This is a genomic window from Actinomyces sp. S4-C9 (assembly GCF_000758775.1).
Taxonomy (GTDB): domain Bacteria; phylum Actinomycetota; class Actinomycetes; order Actinomycetales; family Actinomycetaceae; genus Gleimia; species Gleimia europaea.
On the sequence record NZ_JRMU01000008.1, the window covers coordinates 25,276 to 51,843 of the forward strand.

23 protein-coding genes and 3 tRNA genes are annotated in these 26,568 nt (G+C 57.1%); 14 read left to right on the forward strand and 12 right to left on the reverse strand.

Annotated elements, in window-relative coordinates; genetic code table 11:
* Nucleotides 1-130: 130 nt before the first annotated feature.
* Together HMPREF1628_RS04115 and HMPREF1628_RS04120 are read right to left on the reverse strand one after the other, a co-directional pair.
* Nucleotides 131-886, reverse strand: coding sequence for a hypothetical protein (locus tag HMPREF1628_RS04115; protein WP_034508286.1), 756 nt, complete (start codon nucleotides 884-886; stop codon nucleotides 131-133).
* Nucleotides 887-1,012: 126 nt separating this feature from the next.
* A tRNA-Gly gene (locus HMPREF1628_RS04120) sits at nucleotides 1,013-1,086 on the reverse strand.
* Between the two features lie 102 nt (nucleotides 1,087-1,188).
* Here HMPREF1628_RS04120 and HMPREF1628_RS04125 point away from each other — a divergent pair.
* Nucleotides 1,189-1,262 (forward strand) — tRNA-Pro (locus tag HMPREF1628_RS04125).
* 67 nt (nucleotides 1,263-1,329) lie between these two features.
* On the opposite strand, the gene HMPREF1628_RS04130 is transcribed toward HMPREF1628_RS04125, so the two are convergent.
* Nucleotides 1,330-2,085, reverse strand: a complete 756-nt coding sequence (locus tag HMPREF1628_RS04130) for an SDR family oxidoreductase (protein ID WP_034508289.1) — start codon at nucleotides 2,083-2,085, stop codon at nucleotides 1,330-1,332.
* Nucleotides 2,086-2,294: 209 nt separating this feature from the next.
* On the opposite strand from HMPREF1628_RS04130, the gene HMPREF1628_RS04135 reads away from it, so the two are divergent.
* The 4 genes from HMPREF1628_RS04135 (at nucleotide 2,295) to HMPREF1628_RS04150 (ending at nucleotide 7,869) form a co-directional block, all read left to right on the forward strand.
* On the forward strand, nucleotides 2,295-4,295 hold the full coding sequence (locus tag HMPREF1628_RS04135) for a M13 family metallopeptidase (protein WP_034508291.1): 2,001 nt from the start codon (nucleotides 2,295-2,297) through the stop codon (nucleotides 4,293-4,295).
* Between the two features lie 185 nt (nucleotides 4,296-4,480).
* Complete coding sequence (gene pepN, locus HMPREF1628_RS04140) at nucleotides 4,481-7,030, forward strand: aminopeptidase N (RefSeq protein WP_034508296.1); 2,550 nt, start codon at nucleotides 4,481-4,483, stop codon at nucleotides 7,028-7,030.
* Nucleotides 7,031-7,162: 132 nt separating this feature from the next.
* Nucleotides 7,163-7,408, forward strand: a complete 246-nt coding sequence (locus tag HMPREF1628_RS04145; RefSeq protein ID WP_034508301.1) for a glucose PTS transporter subunit EIIB — start codon at nucleotides 7,163-7,165, stop codon at nucleotides 7,406-7,408.
* Nucleotides 7,408-7,869, forward strand: a complete 462-nt coding sequence (locus tag HMPREF1628_RS04150; protein ID WP_034508304.1) for a PTS sugar transporter subunit IIA — start codon at nucleotides 7,408-7,410, stop codon at nucleotides 7,867-7,869. The genes HMPREF1628_RS04145 and HMPREF1628_RS04150 overlap by 1 nt, the downstream gene beginning before the upstream one ends.
* Nucleotides 7,870-7,975: 106 nt before the next feature.
* Here the strand turns inward: HMPREF1628_RS04150 and malQ are convergent, their stop codons facing one another.
* Nucleotides 7,976-10,123 carry a 4-alpha-glucanotransferase gene (gene malQ, locus HMPREF1628_RS04155; RefSeq protein WP_052038861.1) on the reverse strand — a complete coding sequence of 716 codons (2,148 nt, stop codon included), beginning with the start codon at nucleotides 10,121-10,123 and terminating at the stop codon, nucleotides 7,976-7,978.
* Between the two features lie 107 nt (nucleotides 10,124-10,230).
* On the reverse strand, nucleotides 10,231-10,479 hold the full coding sequence (locus tag HMPREF1628_RS04160) for a PTS transporter subunit EIIB (RefSeq protein WP_052038867.1): 249 nt from the start codon (nucleotides 10,477-10,479) through the stop codon (nucleotides 10,231-10,233).
* Between the two features lie 118 nt (nucleotides 10,480-10,597).
* Here HMPREF1628_RS04160 and HMPREF1628_RS04165 point away from each other — a divergent pair, with 118 nt between their 5' ends.
* Complete coding sequence (locus HMPREF1628_RS04165; protein ID WP_034508308.1) at nucleotides 10,598-11,533, forward strand: acyl-CoA thioesterase; 936 nt, start codon at nucleotides 10,598-10,600, stop codon at nucleotides 11,531-11,533.
* Between the two features lie 129 nt (nucleotides 11,534-11,662).
* On the forward strand, nucleotides 11,663-14,149 hold the full coding sequence (locus tag HMPREF1628_RS04170; RefSeq protein WP_052038862.1) for a bifunctional metallophosphatase/5'-nucleotidase: 2,487 nt from the start codon (nucleotides 11,663-11,665) through the stop codon (nucleotides 14,147-14,149).
* Nucleotides 14,150-14,261: 112 nt separating this feature from the next.
* On the opposite strand, the gene ettA is transcribed toward HMPREF1628_RS04170, so the two are convergent.
* The 4 genes from ettA to orn all read right to left on the reverse strand — a co-directional run bounded on the left by ettA (nucleotide 14,262) and on the right by orn (nucleotide 18,400).
* Nucleotides 14,262-15,944: an energy-dependent translational throttle protein EttA gene (ettA, locus tag HMPREF1628_RS04175; protein WP_034508310.1), complete on the reverse strand. Its 1,683-nt coding sequence runs from the start codon at nucleotides 15,942-15,944 to the stop codon at nucleotides 14,262-14,264.
* A 90-nt stretch (nucleotides 15,945-16,034) separates the two neighbouring features.
* On the reverse strand, nucleotides 16,035-16,514 hold the full coding sequence (locus tag HMPREF1628_RS04180) for a single-stranded DNA-binding protein (protein WP_052038863.1): 480 nt from the start codon (nucleotides 16,512-16,514) through the stop codon (nucleotides 16,035-16,037).
* 8 nt (nucleotides 16,515-16,522) lie between these two features.
* Entirely contained in the window at nucleotides 16,523-17,620 is a 1,098-nt protein-coding gene (locus HMPREF1628_RS04185; RefSeq protein WP_034508312.1) for an LPXTG cell wall anchor domain-containing protein, read from the reverse strand.
* Nucleotides 17,621-17,773: 153 nt separating this feature from the next.
* Entirely contained in the window at nucleotides 17,774-18,400 is a 627-nt protein-coding gene (gene orn, locus HMPREF1628_RS04190) for an oligoribonuclease (protein ID WP_034508314.1), read from the reverse strand.
* Nucleotides 18,401-18,536: 136 nt separating this feature from the next.
* Between orn and ilvA the strand changes: the two genes are divergently transcribed.
* A complete protein-coding gene (gene ilvA, locus HMPREF1628_RS04195) occupies nucleotides 18,537-19,793 on the forward strand; it encodes a threonine ammonia-lyase IlvA (protein ID WP_034508384.1) in 1,257 nt (418 codons plus the stop codon).
* Nucleotides 19,794-19,858: 65 nt separating this feature from the next.
* Nucleotides 19,859-19,931, forward strand: a tRNA-Arg gene (locus tag HMPREF1628_RS04200).
* A 64-nt stretch (nucleotides 19,932-19,995) separates the two neighbouring features.
* Here the strand turns inward: HMPREF1628_RS04200 and rpmF are convergent.
* The gene (gene rpmF / locus HMPREF1628_RS04205) at nucleotides 19,996-20,166 is read right to left on the reverse strand and encodes a 50S ribosomal protein L32 (RefSeq protein WP_016443825.1); all 171 of its coding nucleotides are present in this window, start codon (nucleotides 20,164-20,166) and stop codon (nucleotides 19,996-19,998) included.
* A 251-nt stretch (nucleotides 20,167-20,417) separates the two neighbouring features.
* Here rpmF and HMPREF1628_RS04210 point away from each other — a divergent pair, with 251 nt between their 5' ends.
* The 4 genes from HMPREF1628_RS04210 (at nucleotide 20,418) to HMPREF1628_RS04225 (ending at nucleotide 23,360) form a co-directional block, all read left to right on the forward strand.
* The gene (locus tag HMPREF1628_RS04210) at nucleotides 20,418-21,056 is read left to right on the forward strand and encodes a YigZ family protein (RefSeq protein ID WP_034508318.1); all 639 of its coding nucleotides are present in this window, start codon (nucleotides 20,418-20,420) and stop codon (nucleotides 21,054-21,056) included.
* 176 nt (nucleotides 21,057-21,232) lie between these two features.
* Complete coding sequence (cysK, locus tag HMPREF1628_RS04215; protein ID WP_034508320.1) at nucleotides 21,233-22,165, forward strand: cysteine synthase A; 933 nt, start codon at nucleotides 21,233-21,235, stop codon at nucleotides 22,163-22,165.
* 5 nt (nucleotides 22,166-22,170) lie between these two features.
* Nucleotides 22,171-22,752 carry a serine O-acetyltransferase EpsC gene (gene epsC, locus HMPREF1628_RS04220; protein WP_034508322.1) on the forward strand — a complete coding sequence of 194 codons (582 nt, stop codon included), beginning with the start codon at nucleotides 22,171-22,173 and terminating at the stop codon, nucleotides 22,750-22,752.
* A gap of 116 nt (nucleotides 22,753-22,868) precedes the next feature.
* A complete protein-coding gene (locus HMPREF1628_RS04225) occupies nucleotides 22,869-23,360 on the forward strand; it encodes a GNAT family N-acetyltransferase (protein WP_034508325.1) in 492 nt (163 codons plus the stop codon).
* A gap of 22 nt (nucleotides 23,361-23,382) precedes the next feature.
* Here HMPREF1628_RS04225 and HMPREF1628_RS04230 read toward each other — a convergent pair whose 3' ends face one another.
* Entirely contained in the window at nucleotides 23,383-24,189 is an 807-nt protein-coding gene (locus HMPREF1628_RS04230; protein WP_034508327.1) for an Fpg/Nei family DNA glycosylase, read from the reverse strand.
* Between the two features lie 64 nt (nucleotides 24,190-24,253).
* Between HMPREF1628_RS04230 and HMPREF1628_RS04235 the strand changes: the two genes are divergently transcribed.
* Nucleotides 24,254-25,597, forward strand: coding sequence for an alpha-amylase family glycosyl hydrolase (locus HMPREF1628_RS04235; protein WP_034508330.1), 1,344 nt, complete (start codon nucleotides 24,254-24,256; stop codon nucleotides 25,595-25,597).
* On the opposite strand, the gene HMPREF1628_RS04240 is transcribed toward HMPREF1628_RS04235, so the two are convergent.
* Nucleotides 25,557-26,567 (reverse strand): aldose 1-epimerase, encoded by a 1,011-nt coding sequence (locus tag HMPREF1628_RS04240; RefSeq protein ID WP_034508333.1) that lies wholly within the window; start codon nucleotides 26,565-26,567, stop codon nucleotides 25,557-25,559. The genes HMPREF1628_RS04235 and HMPREF1628_RS04240 overlap by 41 nt on opposite strands.
* Nucleotide 26,568 lies beyond the last annotated feature (1 nt).

A 26,568-nucleotide genomic window follows, 5' to 3' on the forward strand; every position in this document is an offset into this window, starting at 1 on the left:
TGCAATAGGTATTGGGATCTTAAATCTTCTACTCATTGTGATAAGGTAGGGGGCGCAGAAGGTGGGAACAAGGTCTCCCATCATGTCTTAGAGGGGGTCTAGCGGACGTAAGCGCCGCTAGGCTCTCTTTTCATTTCATTGCCGGCCTACGGGCTATTACGGCGCTAACTTGGGATATACCTGTAAGCCAATCTGCCACCACAGGATTTATAGAAGCAACAAGATCAAAAGCTTCTTGAATCTGGGTATTCACGTCCACGTTTAGCAATGGTTCTACATGGGATACCCGGTTTCGTAGTCGATGCAAATGAGCTACCCGCCAAAATGTTATTTCTCCGTTTACATCGTCTACGTGCGGAAACGCGCAACACAATGCCTCGTTCCATATACGTGCCCGATTGATATTAGCTCGAAGCTCAGGATTAGCCCCCGGTAAATGATTAGGAAGCAGGTCTCGCCACATACCAAACATGATCTGAGCTAGCACATCGTCGTGCGTAACTTCTTGACAATAACGGTGATGCTCTACTGGCCTGCTCGCTGCTTGGGCCTTAGCTCTTCGCAAGGCATCTTTACGCTTAGCAGCGCTCAAGGATCGCAACGGCGCGGCAGGTTCTTGTAGCAGCCAACTGTCTGTTCCTGGGATTTGCGCCTGGTTCCAGGCTTGTAACTCCTGGTCAATAGCGTTACGCAAAACCACTTCAGTGTTTCCGAGGACGGTTTGCACAGCGGCAGTTAATTCTCCATGCCATCGGTAAAGGTTAAGGGCCGCCTTGCGGTTACCGCTACAGCGCTCCATGTAAGGGTACATGCGGGCAACGGAAAGCCCCTCAATAACCACTTGGCGCCAATCATTCACGCCCCCGATTATTACATGAGCCGGCATACGTTTAAATGTGGTGAGCCTACTATGGCTGATTCGTCTTTTGATTTAAACATCAGTCACGCCCACACGCTTCTAGGCGCAGGTCAATGCAACCGAAATGACTTGTACGAAACAGTCCGTCAAAAATGGAGCGAGTGACGGGAATCGAACCCGCACTATCTGCTTGGAAGGCAGAGGCTCTACCATTGAGCTACACTCGCGCGGCGAAGTCGGCATGCACCGCTTCGACAAATGGAAATGTTACCGGAAAACCTCCGAGTTGTGAAATGCAGGCCGTTACCCGCTATGATTGTCTCTTGGCACGGGGTGTGGCGCAGCTTGGTAGCGCGTCCGCTTTGGGAGCGGAAGGTCGTGGGTTCAAATCCCGCCACCCCGACAGTTAGGTCCTCAGCGTTTTGCTGAGGACCTATTAGTTTGCCCATCGGCCTTAAAGACGACGGCGATCACTCGCTACCGCTACCCATGCGGCGAGTTAGGGTGTTAGTCCCCTGCTCTACCGGGCGGATAATCATGGAATCGATGTTCACGTGCTCCGGCAGGTTCATAGTCCAGGCGATCGCCTCCGCCACGTCTTCGCCAACCAGCGGCTTCTCCACGCCCGCGTAAACCGCATCCGCAGCCTCTTGACTGCCCAGCCGGTTCAGCGAAAATTCCTCCGTACGCACCATTCCAGGAGCAATCTCGATCACCCGCACCGGCTCTCCAACCAGCTCCTGACGTAGCGTAAGCGGGATCATGCGCTCCGCGTGCTTAGCGGCAACATATCCTCCTCCGCCCGGATACGTGTCATGCGCAGCCGTCGATGTCACAAACACGAGCGTTCCCCCACTCTTACGCATCTGCGGTAAAAACGCCCGCGTCATACGAAGCGCAGTAACCACGTTGATCTCATACATCGCTTTCCAACGGTCAATCTGGGCATCTGCCACAGCGTCCACACCGCGAGCGCCACCCGCAACGTTTACAAGAGCGTCTACATGCCCGATTGTTGCAGCGTACTTAACGAGTTCTTGAATGCGTTTTTCACTCGTTAGGTCTGCGGTGAACGTGTAGCACCCGGTCTGTTCGGCGAGTTCACGGAGCCTTTCTTCACGTCGAGCCACCGCAATGACTTTCCAACCTTGGCCGGCCAATTTCACTGCCGTTGCGCGCCCAATGCCGGTTGACGCGCCCGTAACGATCGCAAGTTTGCTACCCATCGTGGCCTCCTCAAAGACGTGTGCTCTTTTCCGGTTTCAAATTTAGTCACTGGCTTCGAACATCGCTTTATTTATCTGATTACTCAACCGCGAGCCTGAGTTTGGATTCATGTGCTGATGCGTCGAATCCTCGCCAGTTCAACACGGGCAGGCAAAGGGGATGGCAGAGCCAGAATTCATGAGCCGCCCACTTTCGTTACAGTTGAGGCATGGCAAATTCTTATTCAGACTCACTGACTGATCCGAAGATCATGGATCAGTCCGTTAAACCGACCGAAGACTTCTACCGTCACGCAAATGGAACGTGGCTGAAGGAACATGAGATTCCTTCCGACCGTCCCAGCGATGGCGCGTTTTACAAGCTGCGTGACGAAGCTGAGGAGCATATTCACACCATCGTCGAGGCCCTAGACCCGGCCAGTGCGGACGTGGAAGAGCAAAAGCTCGCCATCCTCTACAGCCAGTTCATGGATGAGGAGGCCGTTGAGGCACTCGGCGCAAAGCCGCTTGCCCGCGACTTTGCCCTCATTGATCAGGCAGAAACTCACGCGGAGCTTGCCGTCGCGATGGGCAAGCTTGCTACCACGGGCGTTGGAGGAATCCTCGAGGCCATCATCGACGCGGATATGAATGATCCGGCCCGCTACACGGTGTTCACTTACCAGGCCGGCATCTCGCTACCCGACGAGGCATACTACCGCGAAGATCAGTATGAAACCGTTCGCCAAGGTTTGGTCACCTACCTGAATAAGGCCCGTGAAATCATCGCCGCCGACGCACAGTTTGACGGCTGGGCGGGCGCTGTGGGCGAAACGTTTGGCGCAGACGTGCTGGCGTTCGAAACCGAAGTGGCATCCCACCACTGGGACAATGTGAAGACTCGCGACGCCGTGGCGTCCAACAACCCCACCACTTTCAGTAAGTTCGCTGAAAGTTCGGGCAACTACCCCTGGGCCACCTGGTGGGAAGCCACCGGCCTGCCCACCGCCGGTGACACGCCCGTTAACGTGCGCCAGCCCTCCTACGTTGAGGCGATCCCCTCCCTCTGGAATGACACCGACTTGGAAACGCTGAAGAAGTGGGCCTACGCGAAGGTCATCCAGGCGCGTTCGGCCTACCTTGCTAAGGCGTTTGTTGATAACGGGTTCGAGTTTAACCGCCTCCTCACCGGCGCCACCGAGCAGCGCCCCCGTTGGAAGCGCGGCGTTTCATTTGTTGAAGGAGCCATGGGTGAGGCGCTCGGCAAGAAGTACGTTGCCAAACACTTCCCACCCGAATACAAGCAGCAGATGAACAAGCTGGTAGAGCACCTGCTTGAGGCCTACCGTCGCTCCATTACGCAACTGGAGTGGATGGGCGAAGAAACCCGCGAGCGCGCTCTGGATAAGCTGGCTGGATTCACCCCCAAGGTTGGCTACCCGGACGAGTGGAAGGACTACTCAAAGCTCACGCCTGGCGCCACCCTGGTTGAGTCCGTGCGCGCGGTTGCGCAGTTCCACGTTGACGAGGAGGCCGGCAAGCTGTCTGGCCCGGTCAACAAGAAGGAATGGTTCATGACCCCGCAAACGGTCAACGCCTACTACCACCCCACGATGAACGAGATCGTGTTCCCCGCTGCCATTTTGCAAAACCCGTTCTTTGATCCAAGCGAGACTGACGCGGTTAACTTCGCAGCGATCGGCGCCGTTATTGGCCACGAGATCGGCCACGGTTTTGACGATCAAGGCTCGCACTATGACGGTGAAGGAAAACTCAACAATTGGTGGACAGAGCAAGACCGCAAGGCTTTCGAAGAGCGCACGTCTAGCCTCATCGCCCAATACGACGCGTTCTCCCCCGAGCAGCTTGACGACTCACACAAGGTGAACGGCAAGCTCACAATCGGTGAGAACATCGGTGACCTTGGCGGCCTTGGCATCGCGTGGAAGGCCTACCACATTGCCCTCGAAGAATCCGGACGTACCGAAGCCGATGAGGAGCGCGGCGGCCTGACCGCCGCCCAGCAGTTCTTCTACTCCTGGGCCCGCATTTGGCGTTCCAAGTCACGTGACGAGTGGGCGTTGCAACTGCTGGCCATCGACCCGCACTCCCCCTCGGAATTCCGCTGCAACGGCGTGCTGCGTAACGTGGATGCCTTCCACGAAACGTTCCACACCCAGCCTGGCGACGGCATGTGGCTCGACCCCAGCGAACGCGTGGAAATCTGGTAACAGACTCGCGCCCGCTCTTTCTACTTACACGGATAGAGCGCTCGAGACTCACGAGATTTTGCCCCGTTGAACATATACCCCTGTTCAGCGGGGCAAATTTTGTAAAAAAGTGTAAGAATTGTGTAGAACACGTGATAAATATCCATCACGCAGATTTTGCAAACCAACAGGACACAGGAGGCAACATGCCAGGGCAAAACCTGACGCGCGCTGAAGCTGAAGAAAGATCAAAAATTGCAACCGTCTACCACTACGACGTGGAACTTAACCTGGCTGAAAACGACGAGACTTTCACCTCCAAAACGGTGGTGGACTTCGACGCGCGCGAAGGCGCCGAAACGTTCCTGGACCTCATTGCCGAGGAGGTCTACTCGCTGGAAGTAAATGGCGAGCAAAGAGACACCGCCGCCTTCCAAGACTCGCGCATCCACCTGGACGGCCTAAAAGACCGCAACCGCGTGACCGTGGTAGCCAAATGCCGCTACATGCACACCGGCGAGGGCTTACACCGCTTTACCGACCCGGCCGACGGCAAGTCCTACTGCTACTCCCAGTTCGAAGTACCGGACTCGCGCCGCGTTTTTGCCGTATTTGAACAACCCGATATGAAGGCGCAGTTCACCTTCCACGTGATCGCTCCCGCCGATTGGGTAGTGTTCTCCAACTCACCCACGCCTACGCCCAGCGACGTGGACGGACTGAAGAGGTGGGACTTCACCCCCACGGAACAAATCTCCTCCTACATCACCGCGATCATTGCCGGCCCGTACATTGGCAAAACCGGATCGCTTGTATCTACCGACGGGCGGGAAATCCCCCTCGGCGTGTATTGCCGTCAGTCCCTCGAGTCCTACCTTGACGCCGACTGGGTGATGGACGTAACCCGTAAGGGCTTTGCCTTCTTCGAAAAGGAATATGGCCGCCCCTACCCGTTCCGCAAGTACGACCAGATCTTCGTACCCGAATACAACGCGGGCGCCATGGAGAACGCCGGCTGCGTGACCTTCCGCGACCAGTACATCTTCCGCGCTAAGCCCACCGCAGCCGAGCTCGAGGGCCTAGCCAACACGATCCTGCACGAGCTTGCCCACATGTGGTTTGGCGACCTGGTAACCATGCGCTGGTGGAACGACCTGTGGCTCAACGAGTCCTTCGCCGAGTTCATGTCCCACCTGTGCCTAGCCGAAGGCACCGAGGAATGGAAGAACGCGTGGATCGGCTTCATGGCCCGCAAAGACTGGGGCATGAGACAAGACCAAATGCCCACCACGCACCCCATCGTCGCTCCCATCCGCGACCTTGCAGATGTGGAAGTAAACTTCGACGGCATCACCTATGCCAAGGGTGCGGCCGTACTTCGCCAGCTGGTGTCATATGTTGGCCGCGACAACTTCTTTGCCGCTCTCGGCAAATACTTTGAGAAGCACGCGTGGCAAAACACCACCCTGCCCGACCTCATGGGTGAGCTTGAAGCCGCTTCGGGGCGCGACCTTGACGCCTGGTCTAAAGTCTGGCTGGAAGAAGCCGGCGTCACCCTACTTCGCCCTGACTTCAACTTGAACGATGACGGCACCTTGGGCGAACTTGCCGTTGTGCAAGAAACCTTCACCCCCGGCTCCTCCCTGCGCCCACACCGTCTGGCAGTTGCCGGCTACGACCTCGTGGATGGCCGTATTGAACGCACGTTCCACGAAGAACTCGACGTTGCAGGCGAACGCACCATCGTCGAAAGTGCTCGCGGAATCAAGCGCCCGGCGCTGATCCTGGTGAATGATGGCGACCTCGCTTACGCAAAGATTCGCATGGATGAAGATTCCCTGCAGTTCGCAACCGCGAACATCGACAAGTTTGAAGATTCCCTGACGAGATCGATCATTATCGCCTCCGCTTGGGACATGGTTCGCGACGCACAAATGCCGGCCCGCACGTTTATTGACCTGGTAATGGCTGCCCTACCCGTTGAACAAGACATCACCGTTATGGGCCTATGGCTTCGCCAACTGGACACCGCAGCCGCCTACTACACGTCAAACAAGGAGCGCCGCGAGGTTTTGGAACGCGTCGCAGACAGGCTGCTGTTGCTTCTGCGCGCCGCCTCGTCTGGCTCGGACCAGCAGAGGCTCCTTGCCTTCGCCGCTGCCCGGCGCGCAACAACCCAAGAGCAGAGCGAAGCAATCGAGCGCCTGCGGGCCAGCGAAGACACTCTAGTAGGACTCGACCTAGACGTTGAGCTACGTTGGGCATTCCTCACCGCCTCCGTTACTGCCGGTATTGCTGGGGACGCCCAGATTGACCAAATGCTGGCCGAAGACGCCACCATGACCGGCGAGCAAAAGGCCACCCAAGCCCGCGCCGCCAAAACGGACCAGGCCGTCAAGGACGCCGCGTTTGAAAACTTCATGTACAACCCCGACCTCTCCAACGACATGCGCATCGCCGCAGGCCGCGGATACTGGGCCGGAGCTTCCACAAAGCCTGAGCTGTTCGCAGCGGGAGCCAAGAAGTTCTTCGACACCGCCCTGGACGTGTGGAACACCAACACGCCGCACACCGCGCAGTCCATCATGGCACTGGGCTTCCCCACGCCGCTTGCTGGCCGCCTCGACGATGTAGATGTCGTAGCCATTGGCCAACAGTGGCTTGAAGAGCACAAGGACGCGCCCGCCGGCCTCGTCCGCCTACTCTCCGAAAGCATTTCGGAGGCGCAACGAGCCGTCGCCATCCAAGAACTGTGACACCAGGTAAACACTGACAACCGCGGGCCCGCTCAATCAAGCGGGCCCGCTTTGTACCGCGCCCGTCAATCAAGCGATCCATCAAGGTGACGCGTAGTATCCTAAATAGAGACCCAAAGCATAGGAGTGGAAATGAGCGACCAACACGCGACTCAGGCTGAAGCCATCGTTGCCGGTCTTGGCGGGAAAGAAAACATCGAATTTTTCGAAGCCTGCATCACGCGCCTACGCGTACAGGTTCGCGACCGCGCCCTGGTAAACGATGACGCCCTCAAATCTGCGGGCGCTTTCGGAGTGGTCAAAGTTGGAACCGTCGTACAGGTAGTAGTGGGTCCAGAAGCCGACGAGATCGCCGACGAAATCGAACGCCTGCAGTAATGCTGGAAGTCTGCTCGCCCCTAAGCGGAACCATAATCGCACTCGAGGACGTCGATGACCCCGTCCTCGCCCAGGGTATCGTTGGATCAGGCATAGCCGTAGCCCCTGTGGAGGAACGCTGGCACGACGTGGTGTGCCCCACTGATGGCAAGCTCCTCAAAGTCCACCCGCACGCCTTCATCGTGTTTTGCCCCTCCGGCATTGGAATCCTCGTGCACCTTGGCATCGACACCGTCAAGTTGCGCGGCAAAGGCTTCGAAGTTCTAAAAGCCGAAGGCGATACCGTTCACAAGGGCGAAGCCATTGTCAGGTGGGACTCCGCCGTTACAAAAGAAGCCGGCCTGTCCACTTCCGTATCCGTCATTGCATGCGACCTGCCCGCAGAAATGCTGACCATGCACACCTCACCCGGCAACAGTATCGCCCGGGAGGATCACCTTTACACCGTCAAGAGCGGATAGCGGCAACTAACCGCGCCTAAAGCGACCCAAGACCCGCTTTAGGCTCTGGCAAATTGTTTGATCCCACGCACTGCGTGGGATCAAACAATTCAGAAACTAATCAAACTCAGCTATGGACAGCCTCATTCATTACATCCGCGAACCGAACCAGCGCGGCGGGCGTTAGCTGCTCCACCAGGATCTCCCGGCCGCTCTCATCCCCCAACGGAATCTGCCAGTTCGGATACTGCGTGCTCGTGCCCGGGAAGTTCTGCGGGCGGCGCTCGCGCACAATATCAACTAACGACACCACCAGCAGGCGCGATGGCGTCATAGCAATATAGCGATGCAACGCATCGATCAGGGGCTGCTCCTCGTAGCGATGCTCCTCATCTAGCAGGCCGTACTCGATCATGCGCGAGGTGAACATTTCCAGCTCCGCACTATCAGCTGCACGCACCACTTCCACCGGCTCCACAAGAAGCCCAAGCTCCTCGCGGATCGATGTTTGGATACCCTCCAAATATCCCGCGGTTGGCGGCAAATCATGCGTATTTACCGCAGCGAGAACGTCACGGCGATAGTTCTCCGGACGACGCGGCGAACCGTCATCCTCACGCTCAAACCACAGGATTGAGGTGCCGAGCACTCCGCGATCATTCAAGTACCCACGAACCCACGGTTCGACCGTGCCCAGGTCCTCTCCAATCACGATCGAGTTATTCCGGTAGGCCTCCAGCAGGAGGACGCCAACCATCGCCTCATGATCGTAATTCACGTACGTGCCAAAATTCGCGGTCTTACCGTTAGGAATCCACCACAGGCGGAACAGGCCCAAAATGTGATCGATACGGATCGCGCCAGAGAACCGTGCGGCCGCGCGAATCATCAGGCGCAACGGCTCATATCCAGCCTGCGCAAGCGAGCGCGGATTCCACGGTGGCTGCGACCAATCCTGGCCAAGCTGGGAATACATGTCCGGCGGCGCACCAACCGTCATGCCGCGCGCAAACAATTCGGGTTGCGACCATGTTTCCGAACCATACGGGTGCACGCCAACCGCGAGGTCCGACATGATGCCCACACTCATGCCATCACCAAGAGCGACCTCCTGCGCATTATCCAGCTGATTTCGAGCAATCCACTGCATCCACATGTGGAAGCGCACCTGCTTGTTGTTCGCCTCCGCATACGCGGCAACCGCAAGAGAATCTGAATCCGCGTACTTCTCGGGCAAATGCAACCCGTAACGCTCCACCAGCGCACACCACACGGCAAACTTGTACAGCGCCGGACCGCCCTCAGCAATGAAATTGTTGAACTCAGCCTCACGCTGCGCGCTGCGCCCAATTGTGAAGATCTCCCACAGCGCCCGCACCTTTGCCGACCACGACGAGTCCCGATCAATCAGACCAATGTGGTCCGAATCTTCCGTGCGCGAGGCCTCGTTGAGCTCCTCCACATACGCCTTCGCGGTATCGGTAAGATCCGCATACTCAGCAACCAGGCGCGGTGCAATGTAAAGAGGGGAAATGAACTGGCGAGTAACCGGCAGATACGGGGAGGCCTCAATCGGCACCACCGGAGCCGACGCGTGTAACGGGTTAATCAAGTGGAAGTCCGCGCCAATCTGCGCAAACGTGCGGTTCATGGCCGCCAAAACCCGAGCATCACCCATGCCCCAACTATCGTTAGCTCGAACCGAGTACAGCTGGCTGGAAATGCCCCACTTCTTACCCGCGAGCTTCTCATCCAGATTGAGCGCGCTCGGAACCACAATGAGGTGAGATTCGGCCTCTTCACCACTACCTAGATGCGCGTAAAGCTTGTGATAGCCCAGCGGGAAATCCGTCTCCAGAGCAAACGCCGCCCGGCCCCGCATAGCTCCATTCACTTCACGAGGAGGATCCCAGTTGTCCACCTGGCGAAGCTCGCACACCGAGCCGTCCTCAAATGCCACCGAAACACTTACGCTCTCCCCATCGGGAACGTGCACCAGTAGCTCGCCATAATTTCCGCCGCGCAGCACGGTGGTGGGCGGCAAAACCGTCAGCCACTTGTCGTCTTCAAAACCCGCAATGCAGCGATCCAACTCAGCCGCATCCGGAGCGTCCGATATGCCCACGCCCAGCACCTGCAACGTTGTAATCAACGTTTCTGCACTCACGTCCAGCAAGTTGCCGTGCCAATCCCAAAAACTAGTAGATACGCCATTTAGCTGAGCAAGGTGTTGCAAACGGCCCATATTGGCTACATCGAATGAAAGCTGCGTCATTGAAAACTCCCGGTGCGGTGGGTATCACACCAATTTTAGTCTGATAACGCTCAGGTCCAAAATTATTGCACACCTACTCCCCTCGAGAAGGTAAGTGCGCGAAACGTCTAACAAATCGCTGTTGCTTTAATGGCCTCGTTCATTTCAGCCACGAGACCATCAGAAGACGGTCCCACAATAATCTGTACGTAGCGGCCCGACGACACAACGCCTATCGGACTGGTCTCACGAATGATGGCTTCACTAACAAGTGCCGGCTCCGAAACGATGGCGCGGATACGCACGATGCAAGACTCAAGGTCCTCAATATTTTGAGCGCCCCCGAGCCCTTCAACGAGTTTCTCTGCAATCGTCACTTTCATTCCTCCACACATGTAACCCGACTCACATAATAGTGTCTCAGATTACAAATTGGAAGTGGCAAAAGTACCAGCCGACGTGCAGACCGCGTCGATTCACGGAAGAATAAGGGCTATGACTGCTCCGATTGGCGTTCCCACTATCACCAGCGAACCCCTCGCCTCCGTTCTGCGAGTTCTACAGCTACGCGGCGGCGATAAAGATCGCTTCGAAGCTGATTCACTGCCGCAGATGAATCGAGTGTACGGCGGGCAAGTGCTCTCCCAGGCCCTGTTGGCCGCGGCCGCAACAATCGAAGATAACAACGAGCGACCACCCCACTCACTACACGCGTACTTCCTGCGCGGCGGCGATCCAGCCCGCCCGATCAGTTTCGATGTGGCGCGCACCCATGACGGGCGCTCATTCACCTCCAGGCAGGTGAGCGCCACGCAAGACGGGCGCGACCTACTCACCCTCATGGTCAGTTTTCAGCTACGCCAATCCGGCGTTGAACACTCCTCGCAAATCCCGGATGTTCCCGGCCCGGAAGAGCTCATCTCCGCTCTCGAATACTTCCGCTCCCTCAACCACCCCGTAGGCAAGTTCCTGGGTAAAACCGCCGCGTTTGACGTGCGTCATGTGCAAGAAAACCTGTACATTAATGCCTCACCAAACAAGAGCCGCTGTCAGCAGCTATGGATGAAACCGCGCGCTGAAATAACTGGTGCCACTCCCCTGACCTCGCGTGCTCTGCTGGCATACGTCATCGACCAAGTCATGATGGAACCCGCGCTGCGCACCCACGGCCTATCGTGGCTCACGCCCGGTCTTGCCCTGGCCAGCCTCGACCACGCCATGTGGTTCCACCAAGATTTCGACATCAACCAGTGGCTGCTTTACGACCAAGAATCCCCGTCCGCAAACGGTGCGCGCGCCACCGGACACGTGCGCGTGTTTACCGAGAGCGGCGAGCTCGTTGCTGAGGCCATGCAAGAGGCAATGCTCCGCATTCCCGAAGAAGGCAGCGCGCCCTCGAGCTGGGGGTTTGAAGTCCCACCCGTTTCGTAAGCGTTTCCCTACAGTAAACGAGCAACGAAGTTTGCGCGTCCAAACTTCTATTTTCTGTACGCCGGTTTCCTCTGCCCCTTAGAATGAAGTGCAAGAATTTTGCGTTTCATCCCAAAAGGAGAAGTTTTAATGAGGAGATCTGCGAAGACCCTAGTCGCAGGCGCAATCGCCACCGCCGCGCTAGTTGTCTCTCCACTCGCCGCATTTGCTGAGGATCCCGTAAGCGAATCTGGAGGCGGCGCGGAAGGTGACGTTGTCACCATGAACCTTTTCAATATGACCGACATTCACGGCCATATTGAAAAGTCCGAATACAAGGGCAAGGTGACCGAGGCCGGTCTGGCTTCCACCGCTTGCTACGTGAAGAACGCATGGGAGGCAAACAATAATTCCGTGTTTACGCTTCTTGGCGACAACATCGGGGCTTCCCCGTTCACTTCGGGCTCACAAGATGACAATCCAACCATTGAAGCCCTGAACCATTCGATTGTTTTCGCTTCAGCCATTGGCAACCACGAGTTTGATAAGGGCCTCGACGTGCTCATGAAGCGCGTGGAAGGCAAGGACGGCTACACCCAGATCGGGTTCCCCTACCTAGCCGCCAACATTGTTTCCAAGGCCACCGGTGAAACCCTGTTTGATCCGTTTAAGATCTGGGAGTCCCCCTCTGGAGTTAAGGTAGGCTTCATCGCCGCCATTGAAGAGGATGCGCCCACTAAGGTAGCTCCCGGCACTTTTGACGAAGTTAACTTCCTGCCAGCAGCTGAGACGGTAAACAAGTACGCTGCAATCCTCAAGGACGGTCAAGAGGGGAACGGTGAGGCCGACATCGTCGTTGCACTGTACGACAACGACGTTCTGATCTCCGCCCCGCGCCTCTCCAGTGATGTTGACATCCTCATGGGTGGCGATACGCACAAGCCGTACTACTTCTCTGGCGATAAGGCTCTTACGAACAAGGACGGTAAGCCGATCGTTGCTACCACCGCGTCGGGTAGCTTCACGGATAACCTCGCAAACGTTGAGGTGAAGTACGACAAGGTTGAGAAGAAGATCGTAGAAGCCGAGGCTGTCCAGATCCCCGCATCTGACCTTGTAGCTTGTGGTGAAGACGCCGACGTGAAGGGCGTTGTGGACGAGGCCGTAACCAAGGCTAAGGAAGCCAAGGAGAAGGTCGTTTTGGAAACCGACAGCGCGTTCTACCGCGGCAAGCAGGGATCCGGTGAAAACCGTGGTACCGAATCCACCCTGGGTAGCATTGTTGCTGACGCGATGAAGGGTTCCTTCACCAAGCTTGATGGCAAGCCGATCGACATTGGCATCATCAACGCTGGTGGCCTGCGCGCAGACCTCGTTCCAAAGGACGGCAAGCTCACCGTTGGCGACGTTTTTGCGGTAGCGCCGTTCTCCAACGAAGTTGGCTACGTTGAGATGACCGGAGCACAGTTCAAGACGCTGCTTGAACAGCAGTGGAAAGAAATTGGCGAAAACTCCACGCGTCCCATGCTGAAGCTCGGCCTGTCTGAAAACGTGAAGTACACGTACGATCCAGCTCGCCCGATGGGCGATCGTATTACTTCGATCCTGCTCGATGGCCAGCCGATTGATCCGCAGGCTACCTACTCGGTAGGTTCGGTAACCTTCCTCCTCGCAGGTGGCGACTCGTTTGACGTCCTTAAAGAAGACTCGATCAAGGCAACGCTGACCACCATCCCGGATGGTTTGGACCGCGAGTGGATCCAAAAGTACCTAGAAGATAACCCGAAGGTTGCTCCTCGCGCAGCAGTTTCCTCCGTTGGCGCCACGCTAACTCAGAGTGAAGAGAGTGTAGACGGCAAGCCGGTTGTCTCCGGCACGCTGGCACTACGCGGTCTCTCGTTCTCCGGACCGGGCGAAGCAGCGCCGAAGAACGTCACGCTTTATGTTGATGGCAAGAACGTGGCAACCGGCGCGGTCAACAACACGCTGGAAGACGCAAATGCAGCGAACGCGAACGCAATCGTAACTGCTGACGGCGTTGGCTACACGGACGCTCCGATTGAGTTCAGCGTCACGGGGGTTTGCGAGGACCGCTCGGGAACCGTAAACCTGCCGCTAACGGTTAAGGCCGGCACCGCCGATGAACAGAGCGCTGATACTCCAGAGCTCATCTCGGAAGCCTCAGGCCTGACCCTAACGGTAGACTGTGGTCCGGCTGCTGAAGAGCCCGGTGAGGGCATGGTTTTGACCCCGGCTGCGCCGGAGTTCATCAATCCGTCTGCCTCCGATCCGGCCTCATGCACGGTAAAGCCGTACGCAACGGTTAAGGACATGGAGGGCGTGAAATACACGGTTACCGTGGACGGCAAGGAACTCAAGGCTAACGCCGAGGGCAAGTTCGTCTACCCCTACGGCAAGACGATCATCGTCAAGGCTGAGCCGGTAGGTGGCTTCACGTTCGCACCAAACGCTAAGACCGAATGGTCTTGGACCGCAATGATGAACGACAAGTGCAACACGGGTGTAAACAAACCACTGGCTAAGACAGGTGTATCTATGTTTGGTACGGCTGCTGGCGCACTTGCCCTTCTGCTCGCAGGTGGCACGATGCTAGCGCTTCGCCGCAAGCAGGCGTAGGCTCATCTAGCTGAACTAGCTACAGATAAGGTTTTGGCCCGGATGTTTGAAACATCCGGGCCAAAACTATATCTACTTGATGTAGGTTAGCGCCGCGCGGGGGCGAAACCGTTTAGTCGCGGGTTAGGCGACGGTGCGTTACGCAGTGTGGGCGCGCGGCTTCTGGGCCGAGGCGCTCAATCTTGTTCTTCTCGTAAGCTTCGAAGTTACCTTCAAACCAGTACCAGTTTGCGGGGTTCTCTTCGGTGCCTTCCCAGGCAAGAATGTGGCTGGCCACGCGGTCAAGGAACCAACGGTCGTGAGTGACCACAACAGCACAGCCGGGGAACTCCAGGAGAGCGTTTTCTAGGGACGCCAAGGTTTCAACGTCAAGGTCGTTAGTTGGCTCGTCCAATAGAAGCAAGTTGCCGCCCTGTTTGAGCGTTAGCGCCAGGTTCAGACGGTTGCGCTCACCACCGGAAAGCACGCCCGCGAGCTTTTGCTGGTCGGCGCCCTTGAATCCGAACGCGGACACGTATGCGCGTGAGGGAACCTCAACGTTGCCAACCTCCAAGTAGTCGAGGCCATCAGACACGACTTCCCACAGCGTCTTGTTCGGGTCAATGCCTGCGCGGGTTTGATCCACGTAAGAAATCTTGACCGTCTCGCCGATCTTCAGATCGCCACCATCGAGTGGTTCAAGACCAACGATCGTCTTGAACAGCGTGGTCTTACCAACACCGTTGGGGCCAATCACACCAACGATGCCATTACGCGGTAGCGAGAATGACAGGCCGTCAATAAGCTTGCGATCCCCGAAGCCCTTTTGCAGGTTCGAAGCGTCGATAACGACGTTACCGAGGCGCGGGCCCGGCGGAATCTGGATCTCTTCAAAGTCCAGTTTGCGGGTGCGCTCGGCCTCTTCAGCCATCTCTTCATAGCGAGCCAAACGGGCCTTTTGCTTAGCCTGCCTCCCCTTTGCAGAAGTGCGAACCCACTCGAGCTCGTCCTTCAAACGCTTCGCAAGCTTGGCGTCCTTCTTACCCTGAATCTGAAGACGTTCCTTCTTCGTTTCGAGGTAGGTGGTGTAGTTACCCTCGTACGGGTACAAACGCCCACGGTCAACCTCAGCAATCCACTGGGCCACATGATCTAGGAAGTAGCGGTCGTGAGTCACTGCAATAACCGCACCCTGATAGGACGCCAGGTGCTGTTCCAACCACAGTACGGACTCAGCGTCAAGGTGGTTAGTAGGCTCGTCCAGCAGGAGCAGGTCCGGCGCCTCGAGAAGTAGACGGCACAGCGCCACGCGGCGACGCTCACCACCGGACAGTACATTCACGGGCGTGTCTGGCGGCGGGCAACGGAGCGCATCCATTGCCTGGTTGAGCTGCGATTCAAGATCCCAACCATTCACCGCGTCGATCTCGGTTTGTAGCTTGCCCATCTCTTCCATGAGGGCATCAAAATCCGCATCCGGATTAGCCATCTCTTCCGAGACCTCGTTGTAGCGCTTCAGTTTCGCTACCGTATCGCCAACACCAAGCTCCACGTTTTCAAGAACAGTTTTGTCCTCATCCAGCGGGGGCTCCTGCTGTAAGATACCAACCGTGTATCCGGGTGAAAGACGGGCTTCACCGTTTGACGGCTCGTCCAGGCCCGCCATGATTTTCAAAATCGAGGATTTGCCGGCACCGTTGGGGCCAACCATGCCGATCTTAGCGCCCGGGAAGAACGCCATCGTCACGTCGTCAAGAATTACTTTGTCTCCGTGCGTCTTGCGCGCACGAATCATTTGGTAGATGTATTCAGCCATGCCATACCTTCACGTTTAACTAGGCTTAGTCGAGCCTAGTGTACGTGAACCGCCGGCCCGATCCAACGCGGGCCGGCGGATTTTCACGGTTTAGCGGGTAGCTAGTTCCTTCACGGGACGGCTGTATGCGGCGGTACCATACCCGAGGTCGTGTCCGATAGTCGTAGCGGTTATGACCAGCTCTGTCCCTCTGCTCCTACTCTGTGGGTTGGTCCACTCGTTGACTTCGAGCCGGCCAGTTACAATCACCGGCTGTCCCTTTTGTAAAGACTGGGCCGCGTTCTCGGCCAGCTGGCCCCACATTTTGACCGTGTACCAGGCCGTAGACGCATCGTGCCAGTTGCCGGCATCATCACGCCCGCGTCTGGTTACGGCCATACGCGCCCTCGCCAGCTTTGATCCTGACGGCAGGGTTTTCAGATCAATGTGCGATCCGAGGCGGCCACGAACAGTAATAGTCACTGCGTCTGCCGAGAACGTCTTCAACCTCGACGAGGTTGGCACTGCAACAGTTGCAGTTGTGGTGTTGCTATCTGCAACCACGGTATCGGTGTTCCAAGTTTCTTCCATGATCCCTCCTATGCTTCGCCACCGCTGCGCCTAAACAGCAGGAATCCGCTGCCTAGGGATGCAAGGCCAAACGCAGGCAAGAACAAGCTGGCTGCACCAGTTTTTGCAAGTGTTGGCGGCTGGTCGATAGTGACTGTAGTTGGTGTAGTAGTTGGTTCAGTTTCGGGCTGGGTAGTGGGTTCAGTTTCCGGCTGTGACGGTTCGGTAGTCGGCTGAGTTGTGGGCTCGGTTTCTGGCTCTGTTGGCTGCGTGGTTGGCGGCGTGGGAGGAGGCGGGACGGCCACGCTCCCGCTCGCCTCAAGTGAGCTTTTATCCCACTGCACTACCACCAGATCCTGGTGTTTAGGGTGTTCCCAAATGTTGATTTTGTCCGCGGGCAAGCCACTGACCTTAACGCGAACTGACACCTCGCCGGGATCCGAATATTCTGCCTGTGCGCTGATGGGTTCTTTTCCACTTGTGAGGGTCTTTGTCACCTCGCCGGAATTGGCATGCGTGAAAGTTACTTCCATGGGTAGTCCCTTGATCCACCCAGCTTTGCCCTTGACCCCTAGGTTTTCGATAGTAACCACGCCGTCCTTGTATGAAACCCACGGTTTTAGCGTGTATGGGCCAGCAATCTGTTCGGCCTCGGCAACCATCTGGCGAGCAAGCGCGCCACCGTCGTCAAGGTTCTCCATGGGAAACCTGCCATAGGTTGAAAGCTGGCTCTGCACCGCAAAGCTAAACGACTTCGCGTGATGCCCGCTCTTGGTAACGTCCTTTGCATAAAGGTGGTAGAGCGCGGCAACTACCCAAGTCTTATCCGCGCTCATCACCGTCTTAATATCGGTATTGCCAATGGATGTTGCGATATTTCGCGGGGTTGCTTGACCAACCTGATAGGTCTTGAACGCAGCGTCTTTTGGCGCTACCGGAGCGCCTTTACGAAGCTGATCATCACCGGCGCACACCCCGTAATAATCTCCTGATTTAGCAACGAATAGCTGGCCCTGTCCAAGTAGCTGCCACGGTTCTTCCGCCGCGAGCGCCGCCGGTGCACTTAGGGTTAGTGTCGCAAACAGAGTCGTTGACGCCGCTAGGATTCGGCGCGTTCCAGTTTTCATATGAAGTCCTCTCAACTAGGTGGGTGACTTCATGATGCGAAGCGCAAACCACGCTGGAAACACCGTGAGTGTTTGGCTGTGGATACAGCTTTGCGCGGCCTCCTTGTGGAAACCGCGCAAAGTAGGCGTTAAGAGCTACGTCTCGAGGTTGCCTTACTCGATGTTTGGAATGCCAAGGGCTACAACCTCGGCGGCAATCTGCCTGGCCTCTTGTCTGCTGGGCCCCTCCCCCTGCGGGAAGAGAACACGCCGGTAGTAGACGAGTTCTTGGATGGATTCGAGGATGTCCGCAAGAGCGCGATGGCCACCGTGCTTAGCCGGGGCTTCCTCAAACGTGCGGTGATACCAGCGTTTGGCGAGCTCCTTGATGGAAGACACGTCAACTACCCGGTAGTGCAAGTAGTTGATCAGCTCGGGCATGTCGCGCTCTAAGAACGCCTTGTCCGTCCCAATCGAGTTACCTGCAAGGAGTGCTTGGCCCGACTGCGGTACAAACTTTTTTACGTAGTCCAAAACCTCGCGCTGGGCTTCCTCAAGTGAAACACCGGTTTCAAACTCGTCAATCAGGCCGGATTCGGTGTGCATGTTGCGCACAAAATCCCCCATGTTGTCCAGCGCTTCTTTCGAAGGCTTGATGACGATGTCGATTCCGGGGTCTACAACGTTTAGCTGCTCGTCAGTGATCACGACAGCTACTTCAACAAGCCCATCTTTGTCAAGATCGAGGCCGGTCATTTCGCAGTCAATCCATACGAGCGGACGGCGTGGTTTTTTACTCATGCCTTCTACTCTAGTGATTTTTAGGCAAACTTTTTACCGGCGTTACTACCGTGGGAGATACGCGCCTGGTTATTGCCGGCGTTCACATGTGGGACGGCAAGACTACGTATTCGTATATTTCAATAAAATGTGGGCCATGGAATCCGATTTTCAACTCAGTGCAAAAGATATTGACGAGGCCGCGCAGCGCCTGGCCAAAGTGGCAAAGAAAACACCTTTGGAATACTCCCCCAGGCTCAGCGAGGAAGTGGGCGTACCGGTTTATTTGAAGCGCGAAGACATTCAGCTGTGCCGCTCGTTCAAGGTTCGCGGGGCATACAACAAGATTGCGTCGCTAAGCGATAGCGAGGCGGCACGAGGTGTTGCGGCCGCGTCCGCAGGAAACCATGCGCAAGGCGTGGCTTATGCGTGTGCGACGTTGAAAATCCGTGGCAAAATCTTCCTGCCTTCCAACACTCCTAGGCAAAAGCGCGATCGCATTGCCACCATCGGTGACGGATGGGTTGAGCAGATCATAGTTGACGGCACATTTGACGCGGCAAACGCACAGGCTATGGAAGTGTCCAAGCGAGAAAATCTGGTGTATGTTCCCGCATACGATGACCCGATGGTTATAGCTGGCCAGGGCACCATCGCCGTGGAGCTAGCAGAGCAAATTCCGGCAGATACTGACTGTGTTCTGCTTCCAATGGGTGGCGGCGGCCTTGCTGCCGGAATCGCGCTATGGCTTAAAACCATGCACCCCTCCATCAAAGTGATCGGCGTTGAGCCCGAAGGAGCTGCCTCCATCAAAGCCGCACTGCGCGCGGGCAAACCCGTATCTCTAGACCAGGTGGATAACTTCGTAGACGGCACGGCCGTGGGACGCGTTGGTGACGTTACATTCCCGATCCTGCGCGAATGCCTTGACGATGTAATCGTCATTCCCGAGGGCGCAGTGTGCTCTGAAATGCTTGACCTGTACCACTCCGAAGGCATTATCGCCGAGCCGGCTGGCGCTCTCGCCTCCGCCGCTGCACGCAGACACCTCCCCCACATTCCTAACGGACCTGTTGTAGCCATGGTTTCCGGCGGCAACAATGACCTGTCTCGCTACGCTGAAGTGCAGGAACGCTCCCTGCGTCATGAGGGGTTGCGTCACTACTTCCTGGTGACCTTCCCCCAAGAGCCGGGCGCCCTCCTCGGATTCGTTCGCGATGTACTCGCTGAAGATCAAGACATCATCCACTTCGAGTACACCAAGAAAAACAATCGTGACACGGGCCCAGCACTCGTAGGCATCGACCTTGGTCGCGCCGCAGACATTCATCAGCTACGACGCCGGATGGCATCCTCGCCACTGCACGTTGAGCCGGTGCCTCTAGATTCAGAAATATTCCGACTACTCATTTAACGCATTTGGCTCACTTCGGTGAAGCACCTAGAATAGGCGTGCAAACAGGCGCGAAAGCGCCGTGAGCCTCCGTAGCTCAGTGGATAGAGCAGTTGCCTTCTAAGCAATTGGTCGCAGGTTCGAATCCTGTCGGGGGTGCGTAGAAAATGGGAATACAAAACGAGCCTGGGAAAACCCAGGCTCGTTCTTTAACTATCTAAGACTAGTCCTCAATCTCGATGGCACCAGCCTTGTAAGCCTTTACAAGGTGACGAGGCACTCGGACTTCGCGGCCCTGCACACGGATAGTCTGAAGCTCAGGGAGCTTAGCCTTCCACGACGACCGGCGAGTGCGAGTGTTCGACCGGGACATCTTGCGCTTAGGTACTGCCATAGCCCGCCCGCTCCTTCACAATCAAAAAGAATCGATCAATTACCAAGGTACACTTTGCCACGAATCGCGCCTAAAACACCACTGTAAACAGTGTGATTCGCGTGATAGGCGCGTTGGCAACTGTTCTAGCTTAGCAAATTCGCCCCCAGCCACCAAAGAACGTGCGCAATCTCGCGCATTTCGAGTTGGGGCAGCCCTGCCGTGCCAGATACCTGCAACGCCCTGCATACAATAGGCGGTAGGGAGGGCATATGCGCGGCGTTAAAACGGGAACCTGGGTTCGCAACCGGCTAGAAATCCAGCGGTCTGAGTTCATCACCACTTTGGCACAGACAGCTACCGAAGACGATGCACGCGCTTTCATTGCCACCATCCGTGAGGAGTTCCCTGACGCTACGCACAACTGCTCTGCTTTTGTAGTTAAGCCTGAAGGCTCAAACGAAATCGGGCACTCGAATGACGACGGCGAACCCTCTGGAACGGCTGGCGCTCCCATGCTCGAGGTGTTTCTACGCGAAAACCTGGTGGGCGTAACCGCGGTTGTAACCCGCTACTTTGGCGGCGTGCTACTGGGCGCGGGCGGCTTGATTCGGGCGTACTCATCCTCCGTCTCCGAAGCGTTAAAACTTGCCCAAATTGTTGAGTTTAAGGACGTACTCCGCTTTGAACTGGACGCTCCGCACGCCTACGCTGGGCGAATCGAAGCGGACCTTCGCGCCCGCGGGTTCAACATCACAGATGTGGCATACGGACAGTTCGCGACGATCACCGCCGCCCTAGAACCCGCGCGGGAAGGTGAGTTTGCGAGCCTGGTTGCCGAGCTGTCGGGTGGAGAAATAACCCCGCGTGCGATCGAGTCAACAACCGTTGAAGTCGACGCGTTGCGATAGCACCACTATTATGGTCACGTGACCATTATGAAAATTGTTTTTACGCGACTTTCTAGCACCTTTGTGTGCACGCAGTGTCTTTAGGGTGCCCGCCTGCCCGGAAATCGACGGCGCCGGCACCCAGCTTAAGTTCACGAATTTGAAACTTTAGAAGACAGACACACAGGAGATTTCACATGGCTAACATTGCCAACAATGTCACTGAAACCGTAGGACGCACTCCGCTCGTTCGCATTAACCGTATGGCCGGGGAAGGCACGAACGTCCTGGCAAAACTGGAATACTTCAACCCGGGATCGTCAGTTAAAGACCGCATCGGCGTAGCAATCGTAGATGCTGCCGAGAAGTCGGGAGAACTTACCCCCTGCGGCACAATCGTTGAGGCAACCTCGGGAAACACTGGTATCGCACTTGCCATGGTTGGCGCGGCCCGCGGCTACAAGGTAGTCATCGCAATGCCCTCCTCAATGAGCGACGAGCGCAAGAAGCTGATGCGCGCATTTGGCGCTGAGCTCGTACTCACTGACCCGAAGGCCGGCATGGCAGGCGCGGTAGAGGCTGCGAAGAAGATCGTTGCGGAGCGCCCCGGCTCGATCCTCGCCTCCCAGTTCTCCAACCCCGCTAACGTGCAGATGCACGAAGAGACCACCGGGCCCGAGATTTGGGCCGACACCGACGGAAACGTTGACGTGGTAGTAGCCGGCGTGGGAACGGGCGGCACGATCTCTGGCATTACGCGCGCCCTTAAGAAGCTGAACCCGAACCTCAAGGCCATTGCGGTTGAGCCAGCTGAGTCTCCCCTACTTACCGAGGGCACTGCTGGACCGCACGGCATTCAGGGCATCGGCGCGAACTTCGTACCGGACAACCTTGACCGCAGCGTGGTTGACGAGGTCGTAGCGGTGAAAACCGAGGACGCCCTGAAGACCGCCCGCCGCGCAGCCAGCGAGGAAGGTCTGTTTGTAGGAATCTCCGCTGGCGCTGCCCTCTGGGCGGCCCTAGAGGTGGCAAAGCGCCCCGAGTTTGCAGGCAAGACTATTGTCACGGTTCTGCCTGACACGGGCGAGCGCTACCTCTCCACTCCCCTGTGGGCGGACATTAAGAAGTAGGAGCCATGTCTAAGAAAGCGTCCCTGCCCTCCCTCTTGCGCGAAGACCTCGAAACGGCGCGCCAGCGCGATCCGGCCGCGCGGTCCAACCTTGAGGTTGCACTGGCCTACCCCGGTGTCCACGCCATGTGGTCACACCGAGTAGCGCACAAGATGTGGAGGTCGGGAGCGCGCCTTCCTGCTCGCGTACTCTCATCGATCACCAGGTCCTTCACCGGCATTGATATTCACCCCGGTGCACGTATTGGTCGCCGTGTATTCATTGACCACGGCACGGGCGTAGTGATTGGCGAGACCACGAGCGTTGGTGAGAACGTGGTGATCTTCCACGGCGTCACCCTGGGGGGCGTCGCCATGGTGAAGGGCAAGCGACACCCAACCGTGGGGTCGAACGTAATGATTGGCGCGGGCGCAAAAGTGCTTGGCCCCATCAAGATTGGTGATCACAGCAAGATCGGCGCGAATGCGGTAGTGGTGCGCGAGGTTCCCACCGAACACGTAGCGGTTGGCATCCCGGCTCATAACCAGCCGCTTTGCGACCAATCGCGCGAAGCTGACCTGATTGTGGATCCCACACTATACATCTGAGCGGCTACGCTTTTACGCCGCTTATCAAACGCGCATCCATAACTTTTTGGGTGCGCGTTTGTGTTGCCCGGGTGGTTTTAACCCACAAATCACGCGAACGGAACTAAAGTATAGATATGTCACAGCTCACACTTAATGCCAGACTGAAGTCGCTAACCGACTTTGCACGCCCGGCCGGAATTGAGCTAGCGACCATCACCCGCTATGACATTCCGGCCCTCGCAGCCCTCAACGTGGTTGCATATGACCTGCCGGAGACCGCGGAAAGCCTGTACGAGTCAATCGACCAGATGCGCATGTGCTTTGGCGGAGAGTTCGGCACTCCCCTCGACAATTCATTCATCGGCGCTTGGGCCGATGGTGACCTCATTGGCGCGATCTTCGTGACCATCGGGACGCCTTGGGACGATGCCGATAAGAGTCCATACATCCTTGACCTGATGGTCCACCCCGACTATCGCGGACGAGGCATCGCAACCGCCCTTATCGGTGAGGCCGCCGGACGCGTGGCCGCTGCCGGATACGAAGACATGTGCCTGCAACTAGACATGCGCGAGGCCGCGAGCGCTGCCCGGCTCTACGACTACTTGGGGTTCCAAGAGGCCTAAACGCTGGGCGTGGCTCACGCTCCTACCGCTGGCAGGAGGGGCACCAGAACAGGCGCCTGGTGGCAACGCGCTTTTCTTGCACGGGCGCCCCGCAGTGCAAGCAAGGCCTGCCCGTGCGGTGATACACGTAGAAGCGCGAGGCCTCTAGATCCGCTTCCAAGGGCGGGTTTGGCGCATCGCTGGGATCGACCGTGGTGATAATGCCCGTGTCCGCGCCATCTTCCATGAGGATCACAAGGTCATCCCACAGCTGACCGATTCGTTTTATCGAGGTGTTTACGCCCTTGCGAAACGGAGATATGCCCACGCGAAACAGCGACTCGGCGCGATAAATATTGCCTGGCCCGGCGATTACCGACTGGTCCATCACCAGCTCCCCTATGTCTCGCTTGCGCCCGCGCACGTTAGCGATGAACTGGCTACGCGCATTTGGCGTGGGATCTAACGGGTCTGGCCCCAGGCGGGCAATCACGTCCTCGACCTCGCCCGCTGATACAAGTGCGCAGCGGTTCGGTCCGGCCAGATCCGCAACCTCACCGGCAGATGCAATGCGCAACCGCACCTGACCAATAGGCGCAGGCAGATTCCCGTGTACCTCGCGAAAACGCCACTTGCCGTAAAGCCCCAGGTGGATATGGACAAAGCGCTCCCCCTCGAACTCTAAGAACAGGTGCTTGCCATGTGCGTGCGCACCAACCAGTTCGCTCCCATTCACCAGGTTTGCGCCGGCCTCGAAACGCCCCTGCGGTGACTCCACCACCAAGCTTTGGCCCGCAAAATCGTGGGAAAAGCGGCGGGCAAGACGATGCAAAACGTGTCCTTCAGGCATGACACATTGATATCAAGGGGATCAGCCCGGCTCAAACGGGAGCATAAAATGAGATGATTAAAACATGAGTAGTTTTAGTGGTAGCGCAATTTTGTGGCAGGTATTTCCCCTCGGCGCTCTTGGCGCACCGGCTACAAATCCGGAAGTTGAGGGGCGGGATTACCAGCCGCCGCGCACACTACGCGACCTTGAGCCCTGGCTGGATCACGCGGTTAGAATCGGCGCGAATGTGCTGTCTTTGGGGCCCATCTTCCACTCTTACTCGCACGGATACGACACCATTGATTACTACCGCATTGATCCGCGCCTGGGCACGCTTGCGGACTTCAAATCACTCGTCGAGGCCGCTCATGCGCGCGGGGTGAAAATCGTGCTGGACGGGGTATTCAACCACGTAGGCTCGCGCCATCCTCTGGTGGAAGGGTTGCGCCATGGCCCATCTGAGAACGCGCAAATGCTTCTGCCCAACTGGGATGGGTGGACTGAGGGAGAACTGCCCTCCTACCACTGTTTTGAGGGCCATACCGGCCTCGCCACACTAAATCACGCCAATGCGACGGTGCGCGAAGCCATTACGAGCGTGATGAACCACTGGCTAGACCTTGGCGCCGACGGGTGGAGGCTGGACGCCGCATACGCCATGGCTCCAAGTGTTTGGACCGACATTTTGCCAAAAGTGCGAAGCCGCCATGCAGACGCCTGGATCGTGGCCGAAGTTATTCACGGCGAATACGCGGACATGGTCAGCGAATCAGGATGGGATTCACTTACCGAATATGAGCTGTGGAAAGCTACGTGGTCGGCACTAAACGACGCGAACTTCTACGAACTTGACTGGACGCTCGGGCGCCACAATGACCTGCTCGATACGTTCGTTCCCCAAACCTTCATTGGAAATCACGACGTCACGCGCATTGCTACCCAACTTGAAAACGAGGAGCAGGTTGGCGTGGCGGCTGCCATCTTGTTCAGTGTGGGCGGGGTACCCTCCATCTACTACGGGGACGAAATGGGCTTTACTGGCCTTAAAGAGGAGCGCCTGGGCGGCGATGATGCGATCCGTCAGCCACTGCCCGACTCCCCCGAGCAGGCCATGCAAGCCCCGCGAGCGCAACGCTTCTTCCACTGGTACGCCTCACTATGTGCGATGCGGCGTCAACGCCCCTGGCTGTGGCACGCGAAAACCAAGGTAGTTCACCTCGAGAACGAGGTGATGCGTTTTGTCAGCTACAACGGTGACCAGGCGATCACGGTTGTGCTGAACATTTCTGACGCTTCGCTACCTCGCGGCAGTGAAGTATTACAGGGGTGCGGCGAGCCCATTGCCGGCCAGTTCGACAACAACGCGCTACGCCCAAACGCCTACGTTATTTTTGATGGGGCGTGTGGATCAGACTTACATTCATGACCGCGGACTTATTCGGCTCGACAAGTAGCTCTTTAGCAAACTCGGGCCGGTTGTACGCGTTGGTCATGAACTGGCAGTACTCCAAGGCAAGAGCCTCACACTGACGATGCTTTAGCGCCTCACCAGTAAACAAATGGAAGATACCAAAACCGCGCGCACCTGATCCTGAAACCGCCGCTTTCAGTTGCGTAGTTGCGCCGCTCGGGTGATGCAAGGTGGCCACCGATGTAGCTTCACCACCCGTGCTAACGGTTAGGTCAGTAAACGCCTTGTCCATACCGCTCAGATCATCAAGCACCAACACTCCCTTGTTCGGGTCGAATGTTGGCGCCGGAGCGAATGCCTCGTCTCCCTCGAACGGAATCAGAGCATCATTGGTCATGATCTCCGTGCGCGCCTGCATGGTGAGGTAAGCGCCCTCACGCCCACCGTCGTAGCGCACGTACGGGTGCCAGCCGAGTCCAATCGGAGCGGGAGTGGTTCCACGGTTAGTTGCCGCAAGACGCATATTCAGCTGCCAACCAGCAGGCGTTTGCGCGATCTCGTAGCGCACCTGCAAGCTCACCGGGCAGGGGTAGGCCACGCCATCTTCAAACGAGTTCGCAAGCTCGTCCTGCCGGACTTCGGCTGACATCGTGATCCAGCCCGGGCCCGTGCCAGTCACCTCAAAAGTGCGATCCAGGAACAGCCCGTGCAAGCCTTCACGTATCCCATCCTTATCGGGGCCGAGGTCATAGTTTTCTCCCTGCCAGGAATACTTCGCGTCTCTAATACGGTTAGACCACGGGGCCAGTAGCGCCGAGCGAGCACCGTTTCTTTCCTCAACCTCTTCGGCGTTTTGATATCCGTCAATCACGTCGAAACGCCGCTCACCCGCGGGCACCACCCACGAGGTGATAAGCCCCCCGCGCGTGCAAAATGTTGCGGTAGATTCCCCGGCCTGGATTTCAACGAACTCGATATTACTCACG